Source organism: Lysobacter antibioticus, assembly GCF_001442535.1.
GTDB classification, from domain to species: domain Bacteria; phylum Pseudomonadota; class Gammaproteobacteria; order Xanthomonadales; family Xanthomonadaceae; genus Lysobacter; species Lysobacter antibioticus.
The window spans coordinates 3,030,258-3,046,954 of the sequence record NZ_CP013141.1; the positions used below are offsets into that span (position 1 = coordinate 3,030,258).

The following is a 16,697-nucleotide window of genomic DNA, read 5'->3' on the forward strand; positions in this document are numbered from 1 at the left end:
TCACTCCTGCTGCGGCCGCACTCCCGGCGCATTCGGATTCGGGCAACGCGGCACGCCCGAGCCCACCACGCACTGCACGCAGCAGCCCTGCGGGGTCGGCGCCGGCGGCGCCATCTGCGGGACGTACAAGGGAATCGCCGGCGCGAGCTGGGCCAGCGAGGCCTCGGGCTTGAGTTTGAGCAGCGCCGCCCAGTCCAACTTGTTCATGTCGCAGGCAGAAGCCGTGTCGGGCGAACACTCGACCTGGGTCTCGCTGCGCCGGGGCAAGGGCCAGAACTCGCCGTTGCGGTTGACCGCCATGATCCGCATGGTCGCGCCCTGCTGGACGTTGCCGCCGATCAGATAGGCCTTGCCGTCGTTGCCGGGATTGACCGCGACGACGATGTCGCAATGCATGTTGAGCGCGCCGTTGACGCCATCGAGCGCGGCGACCAGGCCTTCGTAACCGTAGACGCGGTTGCCCGAACGCACCGCGCACAACAGATCGCCCGCCGCGGGGCGCGCGGTGCTCGGGTCCAGGTACTGGAACGGGCTCTGGTCGGGCGTGCGGTAGGCATCGCGGACGTAGTCGTAATGACTGGCGGACGGCCGGAACCCGGGGACCGCGGCTTTCATCATCACGTAGGACACGAACGCGGCCGACCAGGGGTTATCGACCAGGAAGGCCCGGCAGGCGACCGCCGGATAGCTGCCGCCATAGGGATCGCTGCATTGGGTCGCGCCGGCGAAACCCGCCATGCGCTGCAGCAGACCGGTGTCGCGCCAGTAACTGACGGTGCGGCGCCAGGTCTCGGTGGCGCCGTCCTCGAGCCGGCTGGTCTCGGCTTCGCTGAGGGTCGCGCTGGCCAGGCGCCCCTGCACGTCGATGAAGGGACGGAACCATTGCAGGTTCTCGGTGCAGGCGGCCGCGGCGATGCGGGTGGCCGCATCCGGCGCTGCAGTCTGCCCGCGCAACGCCGGACAGGCGTCGGCGGCGACGGCGGCACCCGCCGACAACCACAGACAGGCGAACACGAGCGAACGGAACATCGGCACTTCTCCAAGGCGGTGCCGTGCGGCACGGCGAAACGACGGTACGGTCCGTCGAACGACGACGCCGCGTGGGGTGGCGGCATGATCGATCAATCGGCCGCCCTTGCCCAGCCTATGGATCGCCTGTGCAAGTCGTGTGATAGCCGCAGCGCTGGCGAGATACCGACGCCGCGGGTTATCGTCGCCCGAATAGCACCGCGCGCGCGCAATCCAACGCCCGCGCTCCCTTGCCCGCCTTGGAAGGCCCCGCATCGATGGCTCGTAATCCGCGTCTGCTCCCATCCGTCACCATGCTGGCCGGCGTCGCCGCGGCCGGTTATCTCAGCGTCTGCGGCTGGCTCTACTTCAAGCAGCGCGATTTGCTGTATTTCCCGCAGAACACGCGTCTGGGAGTGTCGATGACCGACTACACGGTCAAGCACGGCAGCGTGGTCCTGCGTGGTTGGCGGCTCAACGCCGGCCAGGGCAAGGCGCTGATCTATTTCGGCGGCAACGCCGAACGCATCGAGAACATGCGCGAGTCGCTGGCGCAGTGGTTTCCCGACCGCACTATCTACCTGGTCTCGTACCGCGGTTTCGGCGCCAGCGACGGCCGCCCCGAGGAATCGGCGCTGTTCGCCGATGCGCTGGCGGTGTTCGATCAAGTCGCGCGCGAGCACCCGGGGCAGCCGGTCGCCATCGTCGGCCGCAGCCTCGGCAGCGGCGTCGCCAGCTACGTGGCCGGCCATCGCCCGGTCGAACGCCTGGCCTTGGTGACGCCGTTCGACAGCCTGCGCGAGACCGCGCAGGCCCATTACCGCTGGCTGCCGACGCGTTGGCTGGTCAAGGACCGCTACGATTCGGTGACCCACCTGCGCAACTATTTCGGCCCGGTCCTGGTGGTGCGCGCGACCGCCGACGATGTGATTCCGGCGCCGAACACCCAACGCCTGATCCACTCGCTGCAGACCCGGCCGCAAGGCGTCGACGTGGTGCAACTGGAAGGCGCCGATCACCACAACATCGGCACCTACCCCGCTTACGGCGATTCGCTGCGCGAGTTCATGGATTGAGGACTCGGCCATGCGGCGACGGGCCATTCACCCGACTGCGGTCTCGTACGCGCAGGCGCACGAGATCAGCGACTTCAAGCGGATGCTGTTCGTCAGCGGCCAGATTCCGCAAAGCGACGACGGCGCGCTCGCGGGCGATTTCGACGGCCAATGCCACCAGGCCTGGGCCAATGTCGCGCGCCAATTGGCGGCCGCCGGCATGGACTACAGCCATCTGGTCAAGGTCACGACCTTTCTGACCGATCGCCGCCATCGCCAGCGCAATTACGAGATCCGCCACGAGTTGCTCGGCGAGCACGCCCCGGCGCTGACCGTAATCATCACCGGCCTGTACGAAGAAGGCTGGCTGGTGGAGATCGAGGCGATCGCGGCCGACTGATCCTTACGGCATCCGGCACAGATCGCCGAAGGCTCGCACCAGCGCGGTGCGGTGCAAGGCATCCAGGCGATGCCGCCGCGCCGCAAGTCGCTGGACACGATCGGTCCGCAACACGCAGGCCTCGCCTTGCGCTTCGTGCATGGCCGGCGCGAGCGCATCCAATAGCTCGACATTGAGACGGTCCAGGCGCTCGCGCACCGGTCCCAGGTCGACCGCGGCGGCCGCTCGATGCGCAGGCTCGGCCAGCAAGCGGTACTGGACCAGTTTGTTGGCCTCCATCTGCGCCTTGAAGAAGGCCGTGGCCTGGGCCTCGGTCAGGCCATGCGATGCGGCTTGCGCGCCGAGGCGTTCGAGTTGCTCGCTCTCGCGTGCGGCGTCCTCGACCGGTTTGCCGGAGTGGCGCTTGCTGGCCGCAACCGTGTCGGCGAGCAGCAGGCGTTGGGCGCTGAGCTCGGCGAGGCGGGTCAAGGCCGGCAGGGCCGGCTGCTTCGCGGCGACCGCGCCTGGACACGTCGCCAGGATCAGGGAGATCGCGGCGAGCTTAATGCGCACTGCAAAACGCCTGATAGTCGATATAACCCGGGAACTCGCGACCCGCCGCGCACACCGGGCAATCCGGGTCGGGCGCCAACCGGGTTTCGCGGAAGCGCAGGCCCAGGGCGTCGAAATGCAGCAGACGCCCGGCCAGGGAATCGCCGAGCCCCAGGATCAGCTTGATGACTTCGGTGGCCTGGATCAGCCCGACCACGCCCGGCAACACGCCGAGCACGCCGGCCTCGGCGCAGTTCGGCGCCGCGTCCGGCGGCGGTGGCTCGGGGAACAGGCAGCGATAACAGGGGCGCGCACCGCGATGGCGGCCGGCGTCGAACACGCTGACCTGCCCTTCGAAACGATGGATCGCGCCGTAGACCAAGGGCTTGGCCAGTTTCACGCAGGCGTCGTTGAGCAGATAGCGCACCGGAAAATTGTCGGCGCCGTCGAAGACCACGTCGGCGCCCTCGATCAGCCGCTCGACATTGTCGGCGCTGATGCGCTCGGCGAAGGTTTCCACGCGCACACGCGGGTTCAAGGCCGCCAGCGCGATCCGCGCCGATTCGACCTTGGACACGCCGATGCGGTCCTCGGTGTGCAGGATCTGCCTCTGCAGATTGCTGCGATCGACCACGTCGTCGTCGGCGAGCACCAGGGTGCCGATGCCGGCCGCGGCGAGATAGAACGCCGCCGGCGAGCCCAGGCCGCCGGCGCCGACCATCGCCACGCGCGCGGCCTGCAGCTTGCGCTGCCCGGCCTCGCCGACTTCGGGCAAGCGCAGATGGCGCGAATAGCGGTCGTAGAAATCGCGTTCTTCGTCGGACTGCTCCAGCACCGCGAGCGGCAAACGCTCGGCGATCCAGCGCGAGGTGCCGCCCTCGACCGAGGCCACGCGCGCATAGCCGGCCGCGACCAGGGTCTGCGCGGTGCGCAGCGAACGCGCGCCGGATTGGCAGATCAGGACGATATCGGCGTCGCGGTCGGGCAAGAACGCCGTGGGCTCGGATTCGAGCGCGTCCTTGGCGATGCCACGGGCGTGTTCGGCCTGGCCGCCGGCGCGTTCGTGGGCTTCGCGCACGTCGATCAGGACCGCGCCGGCCTGCTGCCGCCGGCGCGCCTGCTCCGGTGAAATCTGTTCGATGCTCATGCGCGGATTATCCGCTTTCGGATGCTCGTGCGCAGGCGGATCGGTCGCGTCCGCGGCGACGCTGTGTTGCGCCGGCCGTCAGTACGGCAGCACGTCCATCACCGCCCCGTCCGCCAGCGTCTGCGGCCCTTCGGCCACCACCATCAGGGCGTCGGAGTCGGCGGCCGCGCGCAAACGGTGCGAACCGGTGGCCGGATTCGGGTCGACCCGCAGCACGCCCGCGTCGTCGCTGAACAAACGCGCGCGGATGAACTCGCGGCGCGGATGGGTCTTCTCGATCGAGCCGACCAGGCGCGCACGGAACCGCGGGCGCGCCTCGCTGCGGCCTTGGAGGCCGTCGATCAGGGCGCGGCCGAAGGTCATGTAGGTCGCCATCACCGAGACCGGGTTGCCCGGCAGCCCCAGCATGCGCGCCTGGTCCATGCTGCCGAACAGCAGCGGCATGCCCGGGCGCATCTTCACCTTCCACAGATGGATGCGGCCGAATTCGCGCAACACCGCCGGGATGTGGTCCTTTTCGCCGGCAGAGACCGCGCCGCAGGTGAACACCAGGTCGAAGGCGCAGGCGGCATCGCGCAAGGCGATCTCGACTTGTTTCGGATCGTCCGGCAGGCGCGGCCACGCGGTCGGCTCCAGCCCGTCGGCACGCAGCAGGCCCATCAACAAGTCGCGGTTGCTGTCGTAGATCTGCCCGGGCTGCAGGCTCATGCCGGGCTCGACCAGCTCATCGCCGCTGGTGAACACCGCCACGGTCGGCTTGCGCCGCACCCGCAACGACGACAGCCCGAGCGAGGCCGCCAGCGACACCCGCGCCGGGGTCAGCAGCTGTCCGGCCTGCAGGACGCGCTCGCCTTGGCGCACGTCTTCGCCGGCGTAGCGCACGTTCTGGCCGAGCGCGGTGCGCGGCACGCTCACGCGCTCGCCGGCGACGGCGACGTTCTCCTTGATCGCGACCGTGTCGGCGCCGGCCGGCAGCGGCGCGCCGGTGGTGATGCGCACGCACTCGCCGGCAGCGAGCGACCAGCCGCCGTCGAGGCCGGCGAACTGCTCGCCGATCAAGCGCAGCACGGTCTGCTCGCCGGCCAGATCGGCATGGCGAAAGGCGAAGCCGTCCATCGCGCTGTTGTCGAACGGCGGCAAGGACAGCGGCGCATCGACGTCGCCGGCGAGCACGCGGCCGTGGCAACGCGACAAGGCCACGGTTTCGGCTTCGAGCCGGTGCGCGGCGGCGACTTCGGCGACGATCGCCATCGCCTCGTCGAACAACAGGCCGCTCGGGAAATCGTTTATGGGGCCATCGCTCATGGGGGCATCGCTCGCAGTGGTGACGGATCAGCGGCCCGGCGCGTCGTCGGCGACGAAACCGTGGGCGAGCAGATCCTCGGGGCTGTTGAGATTGCCGAAGCGTAGGCCATCGAGGCGCAGCGCCGCCATGCCGAGTGCGGCCTGCAGCTCGCGCACCGCCAACCGTCGCTGCGCCAAGGCCTGGGCCAAGGCCGTACGCAGGGCCGTCACCGGCCACAGCGCGAACAGGGGCTGCACGCCGTCGTCGTCGACCGCATAGGCGCCCTGCCCGTCCTGCGCTTCGATCAGCGCCGACAACAATGGCCGGTCGAGCGCGACCGCATCGACCGGCAGGGTGAATAACCACGGTGTGGTGCAGGCCTCGGCCAGGGCTGCGAGGCCACCGAGCGGCCCGAGGTCGGGCGTCGTATCGCTCAGCGCCTGCAAACCATGCTGCCGATAGCGCGCGAGGTCGCGATTGGCGCTGACCCACACCTGTGCGACCTGCTCTCGATACGCACGCGCCAGGCGCAGTACCTGCGCCTCGCCGTCGCGACGCAGCCAAGCCTTGTCGAGGCCGCCCAGGCGCGAGGCGCGGCCGCCGGCGAGGATGCCCAGGCTGAGGTCGGCGCGTGTGCACTGCATGGCCTCTCCTCGCGTGTCCCGGGCGCTGTAGTCGGCCGCGCCCGCCGGATTTACTTGCCGCGCTTGACGTGGCGGATCAGACGCTTCTTCTTCGCCACCTGGCGTTCGGTCAACACGTTCTTCTTGCCTTCGTAAGGATTGCTGCTGTCCTTGAAGACGAAGCGGATCGGCGTGCCGACCAGCTTGAAGCGCTTGCGGAAGAAGTTTTCCAGGTAGCGCTTATAGGTATCGCCGAGCGTGCGCAGGCGCGTGCCGTGGACGACGAAGGTCGGCGGATTGAGGCCGGCCGGATGGGCGAAGCGCAGCTTGGCCACGTGCCCGCGCACCACCGGCGGCGGGTTGGTTTCGTAGGCCACTTCCATGGCCTTGGTGACTTCGCTGGTGCCGATCTCGGTGGTCGCCGAGGCATGGGCGCGATGGATCGCGCCGAACAGCTCGCGCAGTCCCGAGCCGTGCTTGGCGCTGATCCGCACCTTCTCGGCCCATTCCACGAACGCCAGCTTGCGCATCAGCAGGTTTTCGGTCTGCTGGCGCTGATACTCGGTTTGGCCGTCCCACTTGTTGACCGCAACCACGAGGGCGCGACCGGAGTCGAGCGCATAGCCGAGCACGCTGGCGTCCTGGTCGGTCACGCCTTCGCCGGCGTCGAGCATGACCACCGCGACCTGGCAGTTCTCGATCGCCTGCAGGGTCTTGATGATCGAAAACTTCTCGACCGCTTCCTCGACCTTGGACTTGCGGCGCACGCCGGCGGTGTCGACCAGGCGATACAGACGGCCGTCGCGCTCCATGTCGACCGCGACCGAGTCGCGCGTGGTGCCCGGCACTTCCGAGGCGATCATGCGTTCTTCGCCGAGCAGGCGATTGACCAGGGTCGACTTGCCGACGTTCGGGCGGCCGATGAAGGCCACGCGCACGCGCGAGGGGTCGTTGTCGAGTTCGCTGGTGGTGCCCTCTTCCGGCAGGCGCGCGAACACTTCGGCGAGCAGTTCGTCGATGCCCTGGCGATGAGCGGACGACACCGCGACCGCGTCGCGGATGCCGTAGCGGGCGAAGTCGTTGACCGCGGCGCGCGCGTCGAGGCCGTCGGTCTTGTTGACCACGAGCAAGGTCGGGCGCGCGGTCTTGCGCAGCCAGGCCAGGATCTCGTCGTCGAGCGCGGAGGCGCCTTCGCGGCCATCGACCAGGAACAGCACCAGATCGGCTTCCTCGGCGGCGGCGCGCGCCTGGCGCGCGGTCGCGCCGGCCAGGCCCTCGTCTTCGCCGGCGATGCCGCCGGTGTCCACGACCGCGAACGGGCGCTGGCCCTCGGGCCGGCACACACCGTAGTGACGATCGCGGGTGACGCCGGGTTCGTCGTGGACGAGCGCGTCGCGGCTGCGCGTGAGCGCATTGAAGAGCGTGGATTTTCCGACGTTGGGACGGCCAACGAGGGCGACTAAGGGAAGCATGTGTTTGAAGCCGGGAATGGAGAATGGGGATTCGGGATCGCAGGCGCGCGGCTGTGGGACAGCGGCGCCGGCCTGGAAACCCATCGGCGCGAGGCTGCCGAAACAGGCGCCATAGTGCCAGAGCGGGCGCGAAGACGCTTTCGCACGGCCGCCGGCCGCTACCGCGAGGACTCCGGAAGCAGGCATCCGAGGCCTGGGTTCGGCACCGATCAGGGGCACCGATCAAACGAACGGCCCGGCACGGCTTGCGCCGCCCGGGCCGCGAGTACTGCTGGAAACGAGGGTCAGGGCTGGCCCGGACTCTCGTATCCCGGACTCACTGCAACTTGAACGCCGTCAGCTCACCTTCGACGTTCTGCACGATCAGCACGCCGTCGGCGACCACCGGAGCGGCACGCAGCAGCTTGCCGCCGACGCGCGCACGCGCGGCGAACTCGCCGTTGTCGAGCTTGAGCCAGTGCACGTAGCCGTCGAAATCGCCGACCACGGCGTAATCGCCCTGCACCGCCGCGCCGGTCAGGCTGCGACGCGCCAAGCCGGGCTGCTGCCACAACGCGCTGCCGCCGGACTTGTCGAGGCCGAACACCAGGCCGGCCGGGTCGCTGACGACCAGACGGTCGCTGGCGACGCCGAGACGGCCCACGCTGCCGTGTTCGCTGACCCACATCGGCCGGCCGCTCGGGGCGTCGATTGCGATGGTCTGCTTCTTGAAGCTGCTGGCGTACAGGGTGGTGCCTTCCAGGACCGGCGTGCCGTCGACGTCGGCCATGCGGTCGAGTTCGCTGCGGCCTTCCGGCTGCGCGACCGGCAGGTCCCAGGTCGGGCGGCCGTCGGTCGCCGACAAGGCGCTGACGGTGCCGTCGTCGTTGCCGACGAAGACGAAGCCCGGGCCGAGGGTCGGCGAACCGTTGCCGCGCACCGTCAGCATCGGCACTTCATGCACCCAGAACCAGCGACGCTCGCCGCTGGCGGCGTCGAAGGCGGTGACGCGGCCGTCGTTGGAGCGCACGAACACCATGCCCAGGCCGATGGTCGGCGCGGCGATGACTTCGTTGGAAACCTTGGCGGTCCACTTCTGCACGCCGGTGGCCGCGTCGAGCGCGATCACTTCGCCATCGAGCCCGCCGACCACGACCAGGCCATCGCCCGCGCCCGGACCGCCGGACAGACGGATGTCCTTGTCCTTCTTGTCCTTGTCGGTGCGCATGGGCTGGAAGTGCCAGACCTGCTTGCCGGTCTGCAGATCGTAGGCGTGCACGCCGCCCTTGACTGCGGCGGCATAGACGCGGCCGTCGGCCACGGCTGGACCCTGGCGAATGCCGATGCGCTCCTCGCCCTTGCCGGCGTTGACCGACCAGATCTTGTCGACCTTGACGCTCGGGGTGATGTCGGTGAGCTCGGTCGGCTCGTTGGGCTTGCCGTCGTCCTTCTTGCCGCCGCCGAACCAACCCTTGATGGTCGTGCAACCGCTGAGCGCGAACGCGCACAGCACGATCGCGGCGGTGTTGCGGACGGCGGGGCGGCCGGAGAACCTGTTTTCAGCGGACTTCATCAAGACTTGGCCTCGGGCTTGGCCGGCGTGCCGCCGGCTTCGGTGAGCTTGAGTTCGAGCAGGCGGCGACGCGGCGAGGCCTCGTCGAGCTTGGCGAGCGCGGTGCCGTAATCGGCCCGGGCGAGTTCGGGCTTGCCGAGCGCGAACTGGGCGTCGCCGCGCACTTCGATCGCCATCGGCGAGGTCGACTTGTCGAGCAACTTGATTGCCTCGGCCGGCTGCTTGGCATCGATCAGCAAGCGCGCCAGGCGCTGCTTGACGATCTCGGCGATGGCGGCGTCCTCGGTCTTGATCCCGCGCAGGGTGGCGATCGCGGCATCGCGCTGGTCGGCATCGACCTGCGACTTGGCCAGGTCGAGCGAGGCCAGGGTCTGGTACATGCCCGGGGGCAGCGCCTTGACCTTGGCCGCGGCGGCCTTGTCCTTCGCTTGCACCGCATCGACCGCGGCCTGGAACTCGGTGGCGGCCTTGCCGTGGGTTTCGAGCTGGTGGTTGCCCCACCACTTCCAGCCGCCGATCGCAGCCAGACCGAGGGCGATGCCGCCGATCAGGCCGGCACCGTTGGCGCGCAACCAGGCCAGTACCCGTTCGCTTTGTTCGTGTTCGTCGAGCAGATCGTCTATCGCCATGAGTACGCCGTAGGCCGCCGTGCTAGGTCCTCGCCCGCGAGGGCGAAGCCGAAGTCAATGAGGACCGGCCCGCAACGCGGGCCGGTGATGGTCGCGAACCCGCAGCGCGGATCAATTAGACGCTGGCGCGAGGGAACCGTCAGAGGATAGCGTAAAGCGGGCCACGCTTCCGCGGCTGAACGGCGCCAGATCGACCGACTCGCCGGTCTTGCGGACTTCCACGCCGGAGGCGTTGCCGAGCTTGACGTAGCCGACCTCGCCGAGGGTGTAGCTGCGCACCTGGCCGGCCTGGACGGTGCCCTCGTCGAGCACCTGGCCGCCGGTTCCGCGCACTTGCATCCAGCTTTCGCCGGTGAAATTCAGGGTCAGGGTCTTGCTGGCCTGGATCTGCGACAGCGCCGGCGCCATCGAGGCGACCAGGGGCGTGCGCTGCGGCGGCGTGGCCGCGGCCTTGGACGATTGCGTGGTCTGCGCCGCGCCGTGCTCGGCACCGACCGGGTTCGCGGGCATTTCCAGCGATTGCACGTTGCCGCTGTTGCTCAGGTGCGGCCGCGTCGCCAGGATCACCGGCACCGTGATCGCCGCGGTCATCACGATGTAGATGGCGCGGCGGGTGGTCTGTTCGTACACGCGGCGGTAGCGCGGCGTGTGGGTATGGCTGATCAGTTCCGACGGTGCGGTCGAAGCGAGCGGTGTGCCGCTGAGCTGGTCTTCCAGATCGATGCCGACCAGACGCGCGTAGCTGCGCAATTGGCCGCGCACGAAGACCGGCGCACCGGTGCTCGCGGTATCGTCGTTTTCCAGCGACTGCACTACCCGCGACGGCATTTTCAGCCGTGCCGCGACGTCTTCGATGGACAGCCCCGCTGCCTCGCGGGCCTGTTTCAGACGCGCGCCACAGCTTCCGCCGCCTTCAGGCGCGAATTCGTTCGACTGCATCTTCACCTACCGCCATCCCCCGTTCCGGAGCCCTGCGCGTCAGGGAACTCCGCCCTCATTCGCTGAACGTATCTTGCGGCGGCAGCCGTGTCGCCGAGTTTTTGTTCGATCTGTGACGCAGTCATCAGCGCTTCAGCTGTGATTGGCTCAACGGCCAGCCGGCGTTCAGAAAAGGCCCTCGCCTCGAAGGCATTGCCCAAACGCAGCTGCCGCTTGGCCATCGCGCCCAGCGCCATGGCGTTGGTCGGCTCGAGCGAGATCGCCAGACGCAGGTCGCGATCGGCGCGCTCGCCCTGCCCCAGCGTGTCGGCGCAGGCGCCGCTGTTGGCCAGCACCACCGCCGGGGTCCCGTAGCGCGGATCCGCCAGGGCTTTGTCGAACCAGGTCAGGCCCTCGCTGGCGCGGTTGTTCGCGCACAGCCAGACGCCGTAGTTGTTGAGTGCGGCGCCGCGGTCGGGCGCCAGTTCGGCGGCCTTGCGGTAATGGGCGCCGGCCTGGGCGTTGTTGCCGTCCTGCTCGGCCATCACCGCCAGCAGGCTATAGGCCTCGGCCGATTTCGAATCGAACTGCAGGGCCTGCTTGATCTCGGAGCGGGCCTTGTCGCGGTCGCCGGCCATCAGATGGCTCTGCGCGGACTGGATGCGGCCCAGCGCGCTGGCTTCGCCGCCGCTGCGGCCGCCGCGCTTGTCGCCGATGTCGTACTCCACCGCCGTCTGCTTGAAGCCTTTGCGCTCCATGTTCGGACGGATGAAGCTGAGCCGGTTGCAGGCGCTCGCCGCGAGAACGACGACGGTCAACAGGACGATGGTGCGCACGGCGCGGACGCGCGGCGCGGCGGGAAGGCGGTTCGATGCGGTGGAGCGCGGAACCTCAGGCAGCAGCATCGCCGACATCCTGGTCGAGGCCTTGGGCTTGCAGTTGTTTACGGAAGTCGGCCTGGCGCCGGGTGCGGTCCATGACCTGACCCTTGAGCTGGCCGCAGGCCGCGTCGATGTCGTCGCCGCGGGTGCGGCGCACCGGCGCGATCATGCCGGCATCGTTGAGCAGTTTCTGGAACGCGCGAATGGCGGTCTCGTCCGGTCGCTCGAAGCGGGTGCCCGGGAACGGGTTGAACGGAATCAGGTTGACCTTGGCGGCGTCCTTCATCTGCACCGCGTTGTCGAACTGGCGCAGCAGACGGACCAGCTGGCGCGCGTGGGTCGGTTGATCGTTGACGCCCTTCATCAGGGTGTACTCGAAGGTCACCGAGGTGCCGCGCTTGCGCAGCGCGTAGCGCACGCAGGCGTCCATCAACTGCTCGATCGGGTATTTCTTGTTGAGCGGCACCAGCTCGGTGCGCAGCTCGTCGTTCGGCGCGTGCAGCGACACCGCCAGCGAGACGTCGCTGACTTCGCCGAGCTTGTCGATCATCGGCACCATGCCAGCGGTCGACAGGGTCACCCGCTTGTTGGCCAGGCCGTAGCCGAGGTCGTCGCGCATGATGCTCATGGCGCGCACGACGTTGTCGAAATTCATCAGCGGCTCGCCCATGCCCATCATCACCACGTTGGTGAGCTTGCGCTGCTGGTGCGGGACGTTGCCGAGGTGACGCGCCGCCACCCAGACCTGGCCGATGATCTCGGCGGTCGACAGGTTGCGGTTGAAGCCCTGGGTCGCGGTCGAGCAGAACTGGCAGTTCAGCGCGCAGCCGACCTGCGAGGACACGCACAGCGTGCCGCGGCCCTTGTCGGGGATGTACACCGCCTCGATGGCGTTCTTCGCGTCCATGCCGAGCAGCCACTTGTGGGTGCCGTCGGTGGAGGGCTTGTCGAAGATGACCATCGGCGCGCGCACTTGCGCATGCGCCTCGAGCTTGCCGCGCAGGGCCTTGCCCAGGTCGGTCATGTCGTTGAAGTCGGTGACGTAGCGGTGATGGATCCACTTCATCACCTGGTGCGCGCGATAGCGCTTTTCGCCCAGCGTCTGCTCGAAGAAATCCTCGAGTTGCACGCGGTCGAAATCGAACAGGTTGGTCTTGCCGTTGTCGGGCACGACGGTGCCGGCCGAAGCCGGCGCCGCCGCGTTACCGACCAGCACGCTCGGGATCGCGCCCGGGGTGCCGGCGACATCCGCGCGCGCGGCCGCGGTTTCCGTCGCCTGCGCGGTGCCGGCAAGAGGAAGATCGTTGGCGTTGTCGCGGATGTCGTTCACTGGCGTGCTCTAAGGTTTCGCTTAGCGCGCGTAGACGTCGGTGGCCGGGAAGAAGTACGCGATTTCGATCGCGGCATTCTCCAGGCTGTCCGAACCGTGCACGGCGTTGGCGTCGATGCTGTCGGCGAAGTCGGCGCGGATCGTGCCCGGCGCTGCGTCCTTCGGATTGGTGGCGCCCATCAGCTCGCGGTTCTTGAGCACGGCGTTGTCGCCCTGCAGCGCCTGGATCATCACCGGACCGCTGATCATGAACTCGACCAGGGCGGCGAAGAACGGACGCTCGCGGTGCACGGCGTAGAAACCTTCGGCTTCCTGCTTCGAGAGGTGCTTCATCTTGGCGGCGACGACCTTCAGGCCGGCCTTCTCGAAACGGGTGTAGATCTCGCCGACTACGTTCTTGGCAACGGCGTCGGGCTTGATGATGGACAGGGTGCGCTCCAGCGCCATGGAAAGTCTCCGGGTAGGCGGGCCGCTTACGGTCGGCCCGAGAATAACAGAAAACCCGCGACGGGACGCGGGTTTAGCCGATATGGCTGCGGTAATTCTAACGGAATAATCACTTGGTTTACATCCTCCCGCAGGCCAGCGCGAGGGCTCAGACGGCTCCGAGATTGACGATTCCCGGGAGCCGGACTAGCATCAAACAAGCGTTTGATTCAGGCCGCCGCGGCGGTCGTCCAGGAGTAGCCCGCACCTCATGAGCACGACCGCCCATTTTTCGACCAAGGACCGCATCCTCGGCGCCGCCGAAGAGCTGTTCGCCCAGTTCGGCTTCACCGGTACCTCGCTGCGCCAGGTCACCAGCCGCGCCGACGTCAACATCGCCGCGGTCAATTACCACTTCGGCAGCAAGGAAAACCTCGTCAACGAGGTGTTCCGCCGGCGCATGGACGAGATGACCGAGCAACGCATGGGCGCGCTCAAGACCGCGGTCGAACAGCACCCCGGCGAGCTCGAACCGATCCTGGCCGCCTTCGTCGAACCCGCCCTGGCCCTGGCCCAGGACCGCAACGGCGGCGGCGCCTTCGTGCGGGTGATCGCCCGCGCCTACGCCGAGAAGAACGACAGCCTGCGCAAATTCCTCTCCGACCACTACGGCCATGTCCTGCGCGAATTCGCCAAGGCCATCGCCGGCGCGGTGCCGAACCTCAGCAAAGAGGAGCTGTACTGGCGCCTGGACTTCCTGGCCGGTTCGCTGACCTATGCCATGGCCGATTTCGGCCTGATCAAGCGACCCGCCGGTGTCACCGAAGCGGCGCACCGTGAGCGTGCGGCCCGCGAACTGATCCGTTTCGCCGCCGCCGGCTTCAAGAGCTGAGCGGCGCCGGATGCCGGTCCCGGCGGGGACCGGCATCGCCGGACGGCCTCGCGCTGCCGGTCGTTCCCGGACTGCCTCCCGGACCTCTCTCCGGGCTCCCGCCCTCTCCCCTCGCCCACATCCAAGATTTCCGTTTTTCTTCAAGGAGTTGTAGACGATGTCTAAGCAATTGCTTGTCCGCCGTGCCGCGGTCCTCGGGGCCGGCGTCATGGGCGCCCAGATCGCCGCGCACCTCACCAATGCCGGCGTCGACACGGTGTTGTTCGACCTGGCCGCGAAGGAAGGCGACCCCAACGGTATCGTCAACAAGGCCATCGCCAACCTGGCCAAGCTGAGCCCGGCGCCGCTGGCCAGCAAGGCTCTGGCCGAGCGCCTGACCGCCGCCAACTACGACACCGGCCTGGAACAGCTGCGCGGTTGCGACCTGGTCATCGAGGCCATCGCCGAGCGCATGGACTGGAAGCAGGACCTGTACAAGAAGATCGCCGACTACGTGCCCGACCATGCCGTGCTGGCTTCCAACACCTCCGGCCTGGGCATCAACAAGCTCGCCGAAGTGCTGCCCGAGCAGCTGCGCCATCGCTTCCTCGGCGTGCACTTCTTCAACCCGCCGCGCTACATGCACCTGGCCGAGCTGATCCCGGCCAAGACCACCGACGCGGCGGTACTGGAAGGCCTGGAAACCTTCCTGACCACCACCCTCGGCAAGGGCGTGGTGATCGCCAAGGACACCCCGAACTTCATCGGCAACCGCATCGGCGTGTTCTCGATGCTGGCCGCGATGCACCACACCGAGCAGTTCGGCCTCGGCTTCGACACCGTCGACGCCCTGACCGGCCCGGCGATCGGCCGCCCGAAGTCGGCGACCTTCCGCACCGCCGACGTGGTCGGCCTGGACACCATGGCCCACGTCATCAAGACGATGGCCGACACCCTGCCCGACGACCCGTGGCATTCCTACTTCCAGGCGCCGAAGTGGCTGTCGGCGCTGATCGGCAAGGGCGCGCTCGGCCAGAAGACCGGCGCCGGCGTTTACACCAAGCGCGGCAAGGACATCCTGGTGCTGGATCTGAAGGCGCAGGATTACCGCGCCTCGGCCGGCGAGCTCGACGCCGACATCGCCGCCCTGCTCAAGGAAAAAGACCCGGCCAAGAAGTTCGCCGCGCTGCGCGCCAGCGAACATCCGCAGGCGCAGTTCCTGTGGGCGGTGTTCCGCGACAGCTTCCACTACAGCGCCTTCCACCTGGAAACCATCGCCGACACCGCGCGCGACGTCGATTTCGCCATGCGCTGGGGCTACGGCTGGTCGCTCGGCCCGTTCGAGACCTGGCAGGCCGCGGGCTGGAAGCAGGTCGCCGACTGGATCGCCGAGGACATCGTCGCCGGCAAGGCCATGGCCAGCGCACCGCTGCCGAACTGGGTGTTCGACGGCCGCGACGGCGTGCACGGCAAGGACGGCAGCTACAGCCCGGGCCGTAATGCCCAGGTGCCGCGCTCGTCCAACCCGGTGTACGCGCGCCAGCGCTTCCCCGACGCGCTGCTCGGCGAGCGTTTCTCGCAGGGCCAGACCGTGTTCGAGAACGACGGCATCCGCCTGTGGGCCGACGACGGCGACGACATCGCCGTGATCAGCTTCAAGACCAAGATGCACACGGTCAACGACCACGTGCTCAACGGCATCCAGGAAGCCATCGCCATCGCCGAGAAGAAGTTCAAGGGCGTGGTGATCTGGCAGCCGAAGGAGCCGTTCTCGGCCGGCGCCGACCTGTCCGGCGCGCTGGGTCTGCTGCAGGCCGGCGACCTCAAGGGCTTCGAGGCGATGGTCGCCAACTTCCAGGCCACCAGCCAGCGCATCAAGTACTCGCTGGTGCCGGTGGTCGCGGCGGTGCGCGGCCTGGCGCTCGGCGGCGGTTGCGAGTTCCAGATGCATTCGGCGCGCACGGTGTTCGCGCTGGAAAGCTACATCGGCCTGGTCGAGGCCGGCGTCGGCCTGCTGCCGGCCGGTGGCGGCCTGAAGGAGTTCGCGGTGCGCGCCTCCGACGCGGCCGGTCCGGGCGGCGACGTGTTCGCCGAGCTCAAGACCGCGTTCGAGAGCGTGGCGATGGGCAAGGTCTCGGCCTCGGCCTTCGAAGCGCGCGAACTCAAGCTCGCCCGCGACGGCGACGGCGTCGTCTTCAACGCTTTCGAACTGCTGCACGTGGCCAAGGCGCAGGCGCGCGCGCTGGCCGAAAGCGGCTACCGCCCGCCCCTGCCCGGCCGCCGCATCCAGGTCGCCGGCGACGTCGGCATCGCCACCTTCAAGATGCTGCTGGTCAACATGCTCGAAGGCCGCTTCATCTCGCCGCACGACTACGAGATCGCCAGCCGCATCGCCACCGTCATCTGCGGCGGCGAAGTCGATCGCGGTGCGCTGGTCGACGAGGAATGGCTGCTCAAGCTCGAACGCGAGCATTTCGTCGCCCTGGCGCAGATGCCGAAGACCCAAGAGCGCATCGCGCACATGCTCAAGACCGGTAAGCCGTTGCGCAACTGAGCGCAACGGGAATCG

The 16,697-nt window shown here is 68.3% G+C and carries 16 protein-coding genes; 4 read left to right on the forward strand and 12 right to left on the reverse strand.

Going from position 1 to position 16,697, the window contains the following annotated elements:
* Entirely contained in the window at window positions 1-1,029 is a 1,029-nt protein-coding gene (locus tag GLA29479_RS12290) for a DUF2272 domain-containing protein (protein ID WP_057971755.1), read from the reverse strand.
* A gap of 257 nt (window positions 1,030-1,286) precedes the next feature.
* Here GLA29479_RS12290 and GLA29479_RS12295 point away from each other — a divergent pair, with 257 nt between their 5' ends.
* Both GLA29479_RS12295 and GLA29479_RS12300 read left to right on the forward strand, forming a co-directional pair.
* The gene (locus GLA29479_RS12295; protein WP_057917779.1) at window positions 1,287-2,084 is read left to right on the forward strand and encodes an alpha/beta hydrolase; all 798 of its coding nucleotides are present in this window, start codon (window positions 1,287-1,289) and stop codon (window positions 2,082-2,084) included.
* A 10-nt stretch (window positions 2,085-2,094) separates the two neighbouring features.
* Window positions 2,095-2,463, forward strand: a complete 369-nt coding sequence (locus GLA29479_RS12300; protein ID WP_057971756.1) for a RidA family protein — start codon at window positions 2,095-2,097, stop codon at window positions 2,461-2,463.
* Between the two features lie 3 nt (window positions 2,464-2,466).
* Here the strand turns inward: GLA29479_RS12300 and aroQ are convergent, their stop codons facing one another.
* The 11 genes from aroQ to ndk form a co-directional block, all read right to left on the reverse strand.
* Window positions 2,467-3,015 carry a gamma subclass chorismate mutase AroQ gene (gene aroQ / locus GLA29479_RS12305; RefSeq protein WP_057971757.1) on the reverse strand — a complete coding sequence of 183 codons (549 nt, stop codon included), beginning with the start codon at window positions 3,013-3,015 and terminating at the stop codon, window positions 2,467-2,469.
* Window positions 3,005-4,141, reverse strand: coding sequence for a molybdopterin-synthase adenylyltransferase MoeB (moeB, locus tag GLA29479_RS12310; protein WP_057971758.1), 1,137 nt, complete (start codon window positions 4,139-4,141; stop codon window positions 3,005-3,007). Before moeB ends, aroQ begins: the two co-directional genes overlap by 11 nt.
* Window positions 4,142-4,219: 78 nt before the next feature.
* Window positions 4,220-5,431 (reverse strand): molybdopterin molybdotransferase MoeA, encoded by a 1,212-nt coding sequence (locus GLA29479_RS12315; protein ID WP_057920028.1) that lies wholly within the window; start codon window positions 5,429-5,431, stop codon window positions 4,220-4,222.
* 42 nt (window positions 5,432-5,473) lie between these two features.
* Window positions 5,474-6,070, reverse strand: a complete 597-nt coding sequence (gene mobA, locus GLA29479_RS12320) for a molybdenum cofactor guanylyltransferase (RefSeq protein WP_057971759.1) — start codon at window positions 6,068-6,070, stop codon at window positions 5,474-5,476.
* 50 nt (window positions 6,071-6,120) lie between these two features.
* Window positions 6,121-7,521, reverse strand: a complete 1,401-nt coding sequence (gene der / locus GLA29479_RS12325) for a ribosome biogenesis GTPase Der (RefSeq protein WP_057917774.1) — start codon at window positions 7,519-7,521, stop codon at window positions 6,121-6,123.
* A 316-nt stretch (window positions 7,522-7,837) separates the two neighbouring features.
* Window positions 7,838-9,073, reverse strand: coding sequence for an outer membrane protein assembly factor BamB (gene bamB, locus GLA29479_RS12330; RefSeq protein ID WP_082638609.1), 1,236 nt, complete (start codon window positions 9,071-9,073; stop codon window positions 7,838-7,840).
* Entirely contained in the window at window positions 9,073-9,702 is a 630-nt protein-coding gene (locus tag GLA29479_RS12335; RefSeq protein WP_057917773.1) for a YfgM family protein, read from the reverse strand. The genes bamB and GLA29479_RS12335 overlap by 1 nt, the downstream gene beginning before the upstream one ends.
* Before the next feature lie 111 nt (window positions 9,703-9,813).
* Window positions 9,814-10,641: a RodZ domain-containing protein gene (locus GLA29479_RS12340; RefSeq protein ID WP_057971760.1), complete on the reverse strand. Its 828-nt coding sequence runs from the start codon at window positions 10,639-10,641 to the stop codon at window positions 9,814-9,816.
* 2 nt (window positions 10,642-10,643) lie between these two features.
* Window positions 10,644-11,525: a tetratricopeptide repeat protein gene (locus GLA29479_RS12345; RefSeq protein ID WP_248842726.1), complete on the reverse strand. Its 882-nt coding sequence runs from the start codon at window positions 11,523-11,525 to the stop codon at window positions 10,644-10,646.
* Window positions 11,512-12,717 carry a dual-specificity RNA methyltransferase RlmN gene (rlmN, locus tag GLA29479_RS12350; protein ID WP_057920025.1) on the reverse strand — a complete coding sequence of 402 codons (1,206 nt, stop codon included), beginning with the start codon at window positions 12,715-12,717 and terminating at the stop codon, window positions 11,512-11,514. Before rlmN ends, GLA29479_RS12345 begins: the two co-directional genes overlap by 14 nt.
* 135 nt (window positions 12,718-12,852) lie before the next feature.
* Window positions 12,853-13,278 carry a nucleoside-diphosphate kinase gene (gene ndk / locus GLA29479_RS12355; protein ID WP_031371654.1) on the reverse strand — a complete coding sequence of 142 codons (426 nt, stop codon included), beginning with the start codon at window positions 13,276-13,278 and terminating at the stop codon, window positions 12,853-12,855.
* A 250-nt stretch (window positions 13,279-13,528) separates the two neighbouring features.
* Here ndk and GLA29479_RS12360 point away from each other — a divergent pair, with 250 nt between their 5' ends.
* Window positions 13,529-14,149: a TetR/AcrR family transcriptional regulator gene (locus tag GLA29479_RS12360; RefSeq protein ID WP_057917771.1), complete on the forward strand. Its 621-nt coding sequence runs from the start codon at window positions 13,529-13,531 to the stop codon at window positions 14,147-14,149.
* A gap of 157 nt (window positions 14,150-14,306) precedes the next feature.
* Window positions 14,307-16,682: a 3-hydroxyacyl-CoA dehydrogenase/enoyl-CoA hydratase family protein gene (locus tag GLA29479_RS12365; RefSeq protein WP_057971761.1), complete on the forward strand. Its 2,376-nt coding sequence runs from the start codon at window positions 14,307-14,309 to the stop codon at window positions 16,680-16,682.
* Window positions 16,683-16,697: the final 15 nt, after the last annotated feature.

What these genes read in the sequence shown, in the direction of transcription:
- GLA29479_RS12290 (WP_057971755.1), bottom strand. Translation starts at nt 1,029, where the DNA reads ATGTTCCGTTCGCTCGTGTTCGCCTGTCTGTGGTTGTCGGCGGGTGCC.
- GLA29479_RS12295 (WP_057917779.1), top strand. Translation starts at nt 1,287, where the DNA reads ATGGCTCGTAATCCGCGTCTGCTCCCATCCGTCACCATGCTGGCCGGC.
- GLA29479_RS12300 (WP_057971756.1), top strand. Translation starts at nt 2,095, where the DNA reads ATGCGGCGACGGGCCATTCACCCGACTGCGGTCTCGTACGCGCAGGCG.
- moeB (WP_057971758.1), bottom strand. Translation starts at nt 4,141, where the DNA reads ATGAGCATCGAACAGATTTCACCGGAGCAGGCGCGCCGGCGGCAGCAG.
- mobA (WP_057971759.1), bottom strand. Translation starts at nt 6,070, where the DNA reads ATGCAGTGCACACGCGCCGACCTCAGCCTGGGCATCCTCGCCGGCGGC.
- der (WP_057917774.1), bottom strand. Translation starts at nt 7,521, where the DNA reads ATGCTTCCCTTAGTCGCCCTCGTTGGCCGTCCCAACGTCGGAAAATCC.
- bamB (WP_082638609.1), bottom strand. Translation starts at nt 9,073, where the DNA reads ATGAAGTCCGCTGAAAACAGGTTCTCCGGCCGCCCCGCCGTCCGCAAC.
- GLA29479_RS12335 (WP_057917773.1), bottom strand. Translation starts at nt 9,702, where the DNA reads ATGGCGATAGACGATCTGCTCGACGAACACGAACAAAGCGAACGGGTA.
- GLA29479_RS12340 (WP_057971760.1), bottom strand. Translation starts at nt 10,641, where the DNA reads ATGCAGTCGAACGAATTCGCGCCTGAAGGCGGCGGAAGCTGTGGCGCG.
- GLA29479_RS12345 (WP_248842726.1), bottom strand. Translation starts at nt 11,525, where the DNA reads ATGCTGCTGCCTGAGGTTCCGCGCTCCACCGCATCGAACCGCCTTCCC.
- ndk (WP_031371654.1), bottom strand. Translation starts at nt 13,278, where the DNA reads ATGGCGCTGGAGCGCACCCTGTCCATCATCAAGCCCGACGCCGTTGCC.
- GLA29479_RS12360 (WP_057917771.1), top strand. Translation starts at nt 13,529, where the DNA reads ATGAGCACGACCGCCCATTTTTCGACCAAGGACCGCATCCTCGGCGCC.
- GLA29479_RS12365 (WP_057971761.1), top strand. Translation starts at nt 14,307, where the DNA reads ATGTCTAAGCAATTGCTTGTCCGCCGTGCCGCGGTCCTCGGGGCCGGC.